The sequence below is a fragment of the Rhodoplanes sp. SY1 genome, from assembly GCF_046000175.1.
Taxonomy (GTDB): Bacteria; Pseudomonadota; Alphaproteobacteria; order Rhizobiales; family Xanthobacteraceae; genus Rhodoplanes.
Genome location: NZ_JBEOMB010000185.1, coordinates 1 through 7,489, shown reverse-complemented (window position 1 = coordinate 7,489; position 7,489 = coordinate 1). Strand labels below are relative to the sequence as shown.

At 67.4% G+C, this 7,489-nt stretch carries 8 protein-coding genes and 3 pseudogenes; 5 read left to right on the top strand and 6 right to left on the bottom strand.

Going from position 1 to position 7,489, the window contains the following annotated elements; genetic code table 11:
- The 4 genes from ABTU92_RS27870 to ABTU92_RS27855 form a co-directional block, all read right to left on the bottom strand.
- The coding region (locus tag ABTU92_RS27870; RefSeq protein WP_408094837.1) for a UDP-glucose dehydrogenase family protein at positions 1 to 890 on the bottom strand (890 nt) is incomplete at its 3' end.
- Between the two features lie 120 nt (positions 891 to 1,010).
- The gene (locus tag ABTU92_RS27865; protein WP_408094836.1) at positions 1,011 to 1,781 is read right to left on the bottom strand and encodes a hypothetical protein; all 771 of its coding nucleotides are present in this window, start codon (positions 1,779 to 1,781) and stop codon (positions 1,011 to 1,013) included.
- Positions 1,766 to 2,611: a nucleotidyltransferase domain-containing protein gene (locus ABTU92_RS27860; protein WP_408094835.1), complete on the bottom strand. Its 846-nt coding sequence runs from the start codon at positions 2,609 to 2,611 to the stop codon at positions 1,766 to 1,768. Before ABTU92_RS27860 ends, ABTU92_RS27865 begins: the two co-directional genes overlap by 16 nt.
- Positions 2,612 to 2,745: 134 nt before the next feature.
- Positions 2,746 to 4,164, bottom strand: a complete 1,419-nt coding sequence (locus ABTU92_RS27855; protein WP_408094834.1) for a YqaJ viral recombinase family protein — start codon at positions 4,162 to 4,164, stop codon at positions 2,746 to 2,748.
- A gap of 142 nt (positions 4,165 to 4,306) precedes the next feature.
- Here ABTU92_RS27855 and ABTU92_RS27850 point away from each other — a divergent pair, with 142 nt between their 5' ends.
- Entirely contained in the window at positions 4,307 to 4,570 is a 264-nt protein-coding gene (locus tag ABTU92_RS27850; protein ID WP_408094833.1) for a helix-turn-helix domain-containing protein, read from the top strand.
- Positions 4,571 to 4,584: 14 nt separating this feature from the next.
- On the opposite strand, the pseudogene ABTU92_RS27845 reads toward ABTU92_RS27850, so the two are convergent.
- Positions 4,585 to 4,747 (bottom strand): annotated as a pseudogene (locus ABTU92_RS27845) (IS5/IS1182 family transposase); the annotation flags it as partial.
- 189 nt (positions 4,748 to 4,936) lie between these two features.
- Between ABTU92_RS27845 and ABTU92_RS27840 the strand changes: the two are divergent.
- Entirely contained in the window at positions 4,937 to 5,107 is a 171-nt protein-coding gene (locus ABTU92_RS27840) for an NAD-dependent epimerase/dehydratase family protein (protein ID WP_408094832.1), read from the top strand.
- Between the two features lie 858 nt (positions 5,108 to 5,965).
- On the opposite strand, the pseudogene ABTU92_RS27835 reads toward ABTU92_RS27840, so the two are convergent.
- Positions 5,966 to 6,079 (bottom strand): annotated as a pseudogene (locus ABTU92_RS27835) (IS5/IS1182 family transposase); the annotation flags it as partial.
- Between the two features lie 87 nt (positions 6,080 to 6,166).
- Between ABTU92_RS27835 and tnpA the strand changes: the two are divergent.
- The 3 genes and pseudogenes from tnpA to ABTU92_RS27820 all read left to right on the top strand — a co-directional run.
- Positions 6,167 to 6,628 carry an IS66-like element accessory protein TnpA gene (gene tnpA / locus ABTU92_RS27830; RefSeq protein WP_408094831.1) on the top strand — a complete coding sequence of 154 codons (462 nt, stop codon included), beginning with the start codon at positions 6,167 to 6,169 and terminating at the stop codon, positions 6,626 to 6,628.
- Positions 6,622 to 6,981 (top strand): annotated as a pseudogene (gene tnpB / locus ABTU92_RS27825) (IS66 family insertion sequence element accessory protein TnpB). The gene tnpA and the pseudogene tnpB overlap by 7 nt, the downstream one beginning before the upstream one ends.
- Positions 6,982 to 7,030: 49 nt before the next feature.
- Positions 7,031 to 7,489, top strand: a 459-nt coding sequence (locus ABTU92_RS27820; protein ID WP_408094830.1) for an IS66 family transposase zinc-finger binding domain-containing protein, incomplete at its 3' end; no start/stop codon positions are given.

Sequence of the window (7,489 nt, the reverse complement as noted above, 5' to 3'; positions counted from 1 at the left end):
CGCTTCCTCTGGTCGTTGACGGCCGCGACCGTCTCGACGATGCGCAGCGGCGTGCCGTTGTCCTGCGCGGTCTTGATCAGCGCCAGCGTGTCCTTCGGAAAGCACGAGCCGCCGTAGCCGGGACCGGCATGCAGGAACTTCGAGCCGATGCGGTTGTCGAGGCCGATGCCGCGCGCCACCTCCTGCACGTCGCCGCCGACCTGCTCGCACAGATCCGCCAGCTCGTTGATGAAGGTGATCTTGGTCGCGAGGAACGCGTTCGCCGCGTACTTGATCAGCTCGGCGGTGCCGCGCGCCGTGAACATCAGCGGCGCCTGGTTGAGATACAGCGGCCGGTAGAGCTCGGTCATCACCTTGCGGGCGCGCTCGTCCGTGGTGCCGACGACGATGCGGTCCGGATGCTTGAAGTCGCGGATCGCCGCGCCCTCGCGCAGGAACTCGGGGTTCGACACCACGGCGAACTCGGCGTCCGGCCGGGTCTCGCGGATGATCCGCTCGACCTCGTCGCCGGTGCCGACCGGCACGGTCGACTTGGTGACCACCACGGTGAAGCCGTCGAGTGCCGCCGCGATCTCGCGGGCGCAGGCGTAGACATAGAAGAGATCGGCGTGGCCGTCGCCGCGCCGCGACGGGGTGCCGACCGCGATGAACACGGCGTCGGCCGCCGCCACCGGCCCGGCGAGCGTCGTGGTGAAGTCGAGCCGCTTCTCCCGCACGTTCGAGGCGACCAGCGCGTCGAGGCCCGGCTCGTAGATCGGGATCTCGCCCGCCTGCAGGGCCGCGATCTTGCCGGCGTCCTTGTCGACGCAGGTCACCTCGTGGCCGAAGTCGGCGAAACAGGCCCCGGACACGAGCCCCACATAGCCGGTGCCGATCATCGCAACTCGCATCGACAGCCTCTCCAATGTCACTTTCGATACGGTGCCGGCATAACACGTAACCGTGATGATGTTCGCCCGGTCGAACAGAAGAGCGCGGCGCCAAGGTCGATTCGTGCGGAGTGGCCACCGTCACCCTCTTTGTTTATGTTTTGTTCCCGACACCCGGCGCCGTTTCGACCGCCCGATCCGGCGCCGCGCCCGGGCCGGCTCCGTGCTCGACACGGACCGTCCGTCGCCTTCGTCCGTCGCCGGCGGGTAGATGCGCTCCCGCCACGGCCCGACCTGCGAGGCGTCGTGGTAGTCGTAGACGCGCAGGTGCGGCGTGCGGCCCTGAACCAGCCGCAGGATTTCGGCGACGTCGAGCACCTTCCACCGACGCGCCAGGCGTGCGACGACGTCGTGCTGTGCGGCCAGATCCTGCTTCATCTGGCGCGTGGGTTCGGGCCGCGGAGCGAGGCGGATCCCGATATCGACCACGGTCACCTCCTCCTCGGCCCAGCACCAGCTCCCGATCACATGGGCCTCGATAATCCTATGCATGAAGCCGGGGCGGCCGTTCACATCCGCGATCCGCGCCGTGACCTTGGCGAGGATGGCCGCCGCCTGCCGGCGCGGGATCGGCTGCAGCCGGCGCTCCCGGGTCAGACGCCGGCCGAGCGGCGTCAGCTCGAGGCCCGGGAGCCGGCCCTTGTCGGCGCGCCACCCGGCGACGCCCGCGACATACCCCTGGGCCAGGAGGGCGTTCGCAAGATCGAAGCCGGCCCGCGGGGGAATGCGAAGCCGCAAGGTGAAGTCGATCGGGTGCCAGATCTGATCGCCGATCCGGCGCAGGAGGGACCGGATCTCGTCACTGGAGAAGCCGCACAGGGGAGCCGGCGCGTCGTTCATGTCGTCGGACATAGGGCGTTCCGTGGTCCGTTCGGTTGTCTCGCTCGTCTCACCGGCTCTATCGTCATCGGATAAGCGCTTGGTCCAGGTCCGCTGGGGCGCCCCTCCTCGCCCCGCGGCACGGGTCGTGTGCGGCTCGATCGTGCCTCAGGCGGCGGGCCTGAGTGGCACCGGCCGGTTCGGTGCAGCCGGCCGCCGCGGGTCCTGCGGTTCTGACGGGCCGCGGTTCGGCCGAGTTCCTCGAAGACGTCCCACGGCGTGACATGGAGGTGGCGGGCGCCACCACGCAGCAGCTTGAGGACCTCGTTCGAGCCGAACGTCAGCATGCGCAGGAAGGTGAGGCTTACCTGACCGCTCGCGCGAACCCGGTCCATGTTCTCCTCGGACAACTTCGATCCGGGCCGACGCCGCGCGAGGCGGACGGCGAGGTCGACATCCGAGACTTCGGCCTCCCCGCGAAAGTAGCTGCCGAAGACGTGCGCCTCCGCGATCCGGTAGACGAGCTCGTCGCGGGCATTGATGGCCTCGATCCGCACGAGCGTGTCGGCGATGATCGCGTCGGCCCGGCTCCTCGCGATCGGCTTGAGAAAGCGGGCCGCACACAGGCGCTGGCCGAGATCCGTCACCACGAGGTCGCGCTCGTTCCCCTCGGCGTCCGGCTTCAGCGTGAGCAAGCCGCGCCGGATGAGGGCGTCGGCGAGCTGCTCGGCCCGGGCGATGGGGATGTGGAAATGCGCGGCGATGTCCCCGTCGGTCCAGATGCGGCTGCTGATCCGGCGCAACAGGTCACGGATCAAGGTCATCTTGTAGCCCAGGATGGTCTCGTTCTTGTCGATGCGCATGCGGAAGCCTCCGGTGGTCCGGTTGTTGGTGGTCTTTGGGGGGCGAGAGAGGGAGTGAGAGGCAGGCAGACAGGGAGCGAGAGCGGACGCGACCCCGAGCACGCGTGAGCGTGAGCCGGGACGCCCTCCCCGCTTCAGGCCGCCGAGGCGGGATCGGGACCCGTCTTCGACGACAGCTGCCGGCGTCTCGCTTCGGAGCGGCGCGAGGTGCTCCAGAGCGACTGCGCGACCGCGATCGGCTCGATCGCGACCGCGGTCCACCAGCGCCGTTCGTCACCAGAGTGATGGAGCGCCCGGTGATGGGTGCGGCAGAGCGGGACCGTGTACTCGTCCGAGACCTTGCGGCCCAGCGCACGGGGCTGGGCGAAGCGCAGGTGATGAGGGTCGGACGGCCGCCGGCCGCAGACGAGACACGGCCGCCGCGCGACGAAGCCGAGATGGGCCTTGTCGCGACGACGCTTCGGCGTCGCGATCGGCAGCACGCTCTTGTCGATCGTGCCGGTCGGCACCGATCCGCCCTCCTCCTCCACCCCGTCCGGGCCGGGCTTTCCGGCCGGCGCCTCCACACCGAGCTCGGGGGCGTCGCTGGACGCCGGGAAGTCCACCCAGCCGTCCACCGCCCGTCCGGGCTCGTCGCGAAACCGGTCGACCACCCGGAACGCGGGCGACCGCCTCGCGCCGAACCTCGGCGCAGCCTCCTGGACCGGGCCCCCTGAACCCACTGCAGCACCGCGCAAAGCCTCCTGCGGCGGAACCCTGCGGTGATCGGTCAGGCTGATCGTCACCCGGCCGGCTTCGGTGCGCACGACGCGGACCCCATGCCCCGAGGCTTCGCTGGCATTCCACGGCAGGAGCGCTCGCAGCTCGGCGTGGGCCCGCTGGTGCGCGAGCGAGGCCGGGTGCGTGCCCCGCAGGAGCGTCGCGTACTCGGCCCAGGCGTTCGATGTCGCCATGTCGACCACCCGCATCGCCTGCAGCCGCGGCTCCGGGAGCTCGTCGTCCCACAGCCGGGGTGCCTCCCCGGTCTGCACGGCCCGCCAGAACGCCTTCTCCACGGCGCGGAGAATCGTCTGGTAGAGTGGGTCGGCCTGGACCTCGACCAGCACCCACTTGCCGCCTCCGGTGATGATCGACAGCACCGCCGATCGGGCCTGGACGACGAGCATGTTGTGCTGGAGCTGGGCCATGTGCTTCCTGACCGCAGCCGATTCCGAGAACGACCACGGCAACATGAACTTGGCTTCGAACACCGCCCCGGTCTCCTGGACCAGCCCGTCGAGCGTCGCGGCCATCCACGGCAGCGCGACATGCGCGACGCGCCGCTGGACGTGGCCAACCCGATACCCGGTCTTCTTCTCGTACCAGCGCCGGTTGAGCGGCTCGGTCGCCTGCCCGAGCTGGACGACGAGCTCGTTCGAGAGGTCGCGCGGCGCCACCTCGCCGCGCTTCTCGCGCCACAGGCGCGTCAGCGCACGCTCGTCCCGCCCCATGACGATCCGGGCATCGGAGCCGCCGAGGAAGGTGCGGCGGTCGTTCGCCTCAGCCGTGACCATGATGTTTTCCTTTTTTGTGAAACCGTGTCCGAGTGTCATTCAGCCGGCCTGTCCGATCCGAGCGGCCATAATGATAGAATTTATATTACTGACACCTACGCTTCCTGTCAATAGATTTTCTATCAATTGAGGTGCAGCCGCCGTGGTCACGATCCGACAGTTAAAAGCCGCAAGGGCGCTGCTAGGGTGGTCGCAGTCCGACTTGGCCCATCATTCTGGGGTGTCGGAGCCTACGATCGCACGACTGGAGTCAGAGGACGGCGAACTCGGTGGAAGAGCTAATACAGCTGATAAAATACAGACGGCGATAGAGACCGCTGGCGTAGAGTTTATTCCTGAGAACGGTGGTGGCCTAGGTGTCCGTTTGAAGAAGCGGAATTCATTCCGAAGACGGACGGAGCGGTAACGAGTAACTTTCTAACGCCAGCGCATCAAGCCCAATTCGCGCTCGACCACGCATCTACGCAGCAGTACTCGAAGCCCTGCTGCCGTCCATACTGCGGATCACATCGATCACGAAGTCGAGGTACACGGCCTTGTCCATCAGATTGTCCCGGTGGGAGGTGCTGTCGACGAAAAGGTGGCTGCCCCCCATCGTCGGTCCGATGGCAACCCGCTTTGCCGAAATTCATCAGCGCCCTCCCGGGCATCGCCGACCGGTACGAGATCATATTCGTCAACGACTGCTCGAAGGACGAGACGGTCGCCGAGGTCTGCCACCTGACGGTTGCCGATCCGCGAGTTTGCTGCTGGCGTTGGAGGACTGGAGGCCATGATCGCGGACCGCGATCAGCTCGATCTGACACAACAGCCCGATGTCGAGACATTCATCGCCGAGCGTCGTCCAGAGGCGGTGTTCCTGGTGGCTGGACGGGTCGGTGGAATTCAAACCAACGCGACCTATCCGGCTCAGTTCTCCTTGAGAATCTGGAGGCTTCTGTGAGGTCGCGATTCACCGAGAAGCCTGCGGGAGGGCCCGAGTGCGACCTTAATGAAGCCAGATTGAGCGAAGCCGCGGGCGTCGAGAGCCCTATGGGAGAAGTGTCGGAAGGGTGCGGGTCATCGGAATCCGGATGACGCGTGCGGCTCGGCAACCGAGGGGCGATTGGTCGACGCGACCGACGATTCGACGCACTGGGATGCTGCTGTCGATACTGTTGCGACAGCGGTCTCGCCGGTCGCGACGCGGACATGGGCGGATCGGGCTGGATCACGATCGGCGGTTCCGGGCCAACACGTGATCGGTGCGTCGAGATCCTTCGGGTTCGTGTCATGACGTGTCGCAGCAGAACGGCCGAAGGGAGCAAGGCGAGCGTGGCACGACGGCGACACGCCGCACGAGGCCGCCGCAGTCCGGACAGGCCGGGAGGGCGTCGGATCGGTCGTGATCGTCGCCCGACAGGTTGCGAACCATCATGTCGTCGATCATTCGCCGACGCAGCGGGCTCATCGTAGCCATCGAGCTCTCCTGATCCGAGAGGGGTGGTCTTGGCAGTCCTCAGTCTCTCAGACAGGAGCCTCACCTCAGCAGCAGCCCCACCCCGCCTACCGAGCAGCGGGTTCGTTCAATCGGTGGTCGCGATCGCCTGGTGCGCGCATCCTTTGAGAGCGGGAATACATTCGCGCATTCAATGGCTTCCCTAAACTTCACGGTCGAATCGATCGCACCTAATCGAGGACACCGCCGGGTGACGCACTGCGTGCATGGTGACGCAGTACTGCGCCCTCGCCCTGAGCAGCCCCGGAAGGCGCGCAATCGTGATCACCACGCGCCGGACTCATCCATGGCTAGGGTCGGGACTCAATTGAGCCACCAGGCGACGGTGGCGGCAAGGATTGCGCCGGCGAGGAAGTTTCTGGCGAGCTTGTCGTAGCGCGTTGCGACGCGGCGGAAGTCCTTGAGCCGCGAGAACATCGTAACCGGCGTGAGCGCCCCACCTCGTCGGGAGCGGCTGGGCCGTCGTAGACGGTCGTGTCGGCAGGACCGATGCGAGGTGTCGCGATGGATAATGACAGGCATCAAGACAGTCACGAAGGTGAGCGCTACCAGCGGGTCGAGGTGATCACGGGGCGGCGGCGCCGGCGGACATGGTCGTCGGCGGAGAAAGCCGCGATCGTGGCGGAGAGCTTCGAGCCCGGCGCGAATGTGTCGGAGGTGGCGCGGCGTCACGGCTTGAACGGCGGACTGCTGTTCGGATGGCGGCGGCAGGCAATGGCCGGCGCACTCGGCCGTGAGAGCGCGCACCTGGAGGATGACACGCTATCCTTCGTGCCTGTGTCGATCGCATGCGAGCAGGGTAATTCGACGACCGCGCTGGAAGAGGAGTCGGCGCCTGCCGCTGGGGGCGGCGCCGCGTCGGCGATGATCGAGATCGTGATCGGCGCCATGACAATCCGGGTTCCGGACGGCGTCGACCAGTCGACGCTCGCGGCGGTGCTGGGCGCGGTTCGAGGGCTGTGGTGATCCCGCTGCGGTCGGAGTTGCGGGTGCTGGTGGCGACGCAGCCGGTCGACTTCCGGGCCGGCATGGATCGGCTCGCGACACTGGTCGAGACGGTGCTGAAGGAGAACCCGTTCGCCGGGGACGTGTTCGTGTTCCTCTCGAAGCGTCGGGCGAACCGGCTGAAGCTCCTGATGTGGGATGGGTCGGGCCTGATTCTCGCGACCAAACGTCTGGAGGACGGGGTGTTCACATAACCTCCGATCCGGGACGGCGTGTGCCCGCTGACTGCGGCGCAATTGGCCATGCTGGTCGCCGGGCTCGACTGGACACGGGTCGGCACGAATCCCGTGAAGAGGCCCACGCGAGCGGCGTAAAAGCGTTGATTCGACTGGCGATTCGGTGTGCTCCGAGGTATCTTTGGGCATGCCGCTTCGCGCCGCCGATCTGCCCTCCGACCCCGACCGGCTCGCCGCTCTGGCGTTGACGCTCGCGGCTGAGAACGAGCGGCTGCGGGCCTGGGTGGACAGCCTGAAGGCCATGGTCTTCGGGCCGCGCTCCGAACGGCAACCGCTCGCCGATGCCGGCCAGGGCGCGCTCGACTTCGGCGACACCGCCCTCTGCACGACAGCGGCCGTCGTGACCAGCGACGTCACCGCGAGCAAGGATCGTTCGGCTCCGGAACGGACGCCACAGCAGCCGCGCAAGCCGGCGACCCGCAACATCGGCGCGTTGCCGAAGCATCTGCCCCGCTGCGAGAGGGTGATCGAACCGGAGAGCACGGCCTGCCCGTGCTGCGCCGGGGCGATGCATCGCATCGGCGAGGACGTGAGCGAAGCGCTCGACGTGGTGCCGGCGATCTACCGGGTGCTGCGGACGATCCGG

Coding starts and splice junctions, on each gene's coding strand:
- ABTU92_RS27865 (WP_408094836.1), bottom strand. CDS start 1,781: ATGTCCGACGACATGAACGACGCGCCGGCTCCCCTGTGCGGCTTCTCC.
- ABTU92_RS27860 (WP_408094835.1), bottom strand. CDS start 2,611: ATGCGCATCGACAAGAACGAGACCATCCTGGGCTACAAGATGACCTTG.
- ABTU92_RS27855 (WP_408094834.1), bottom strand. CDS start 4,164: ATGGTCACGGCTGAGGCGAACGACCGCCGCACCTTCCTCGGCGGCTCC.
- ABTU92_RS27840 (WP_408094832.1), top strand. CDS start 4,937: ATGATCGCGGACCGCGATCAGCTCGATCTGACACAACAGCCCGATGTC.
- tnpA (WP_408094831.1), top strand. CDS start 6,167: ATGGATAATGACAGGCATCAAGACAGTCACGAAGGTGAGCGCTACCAG.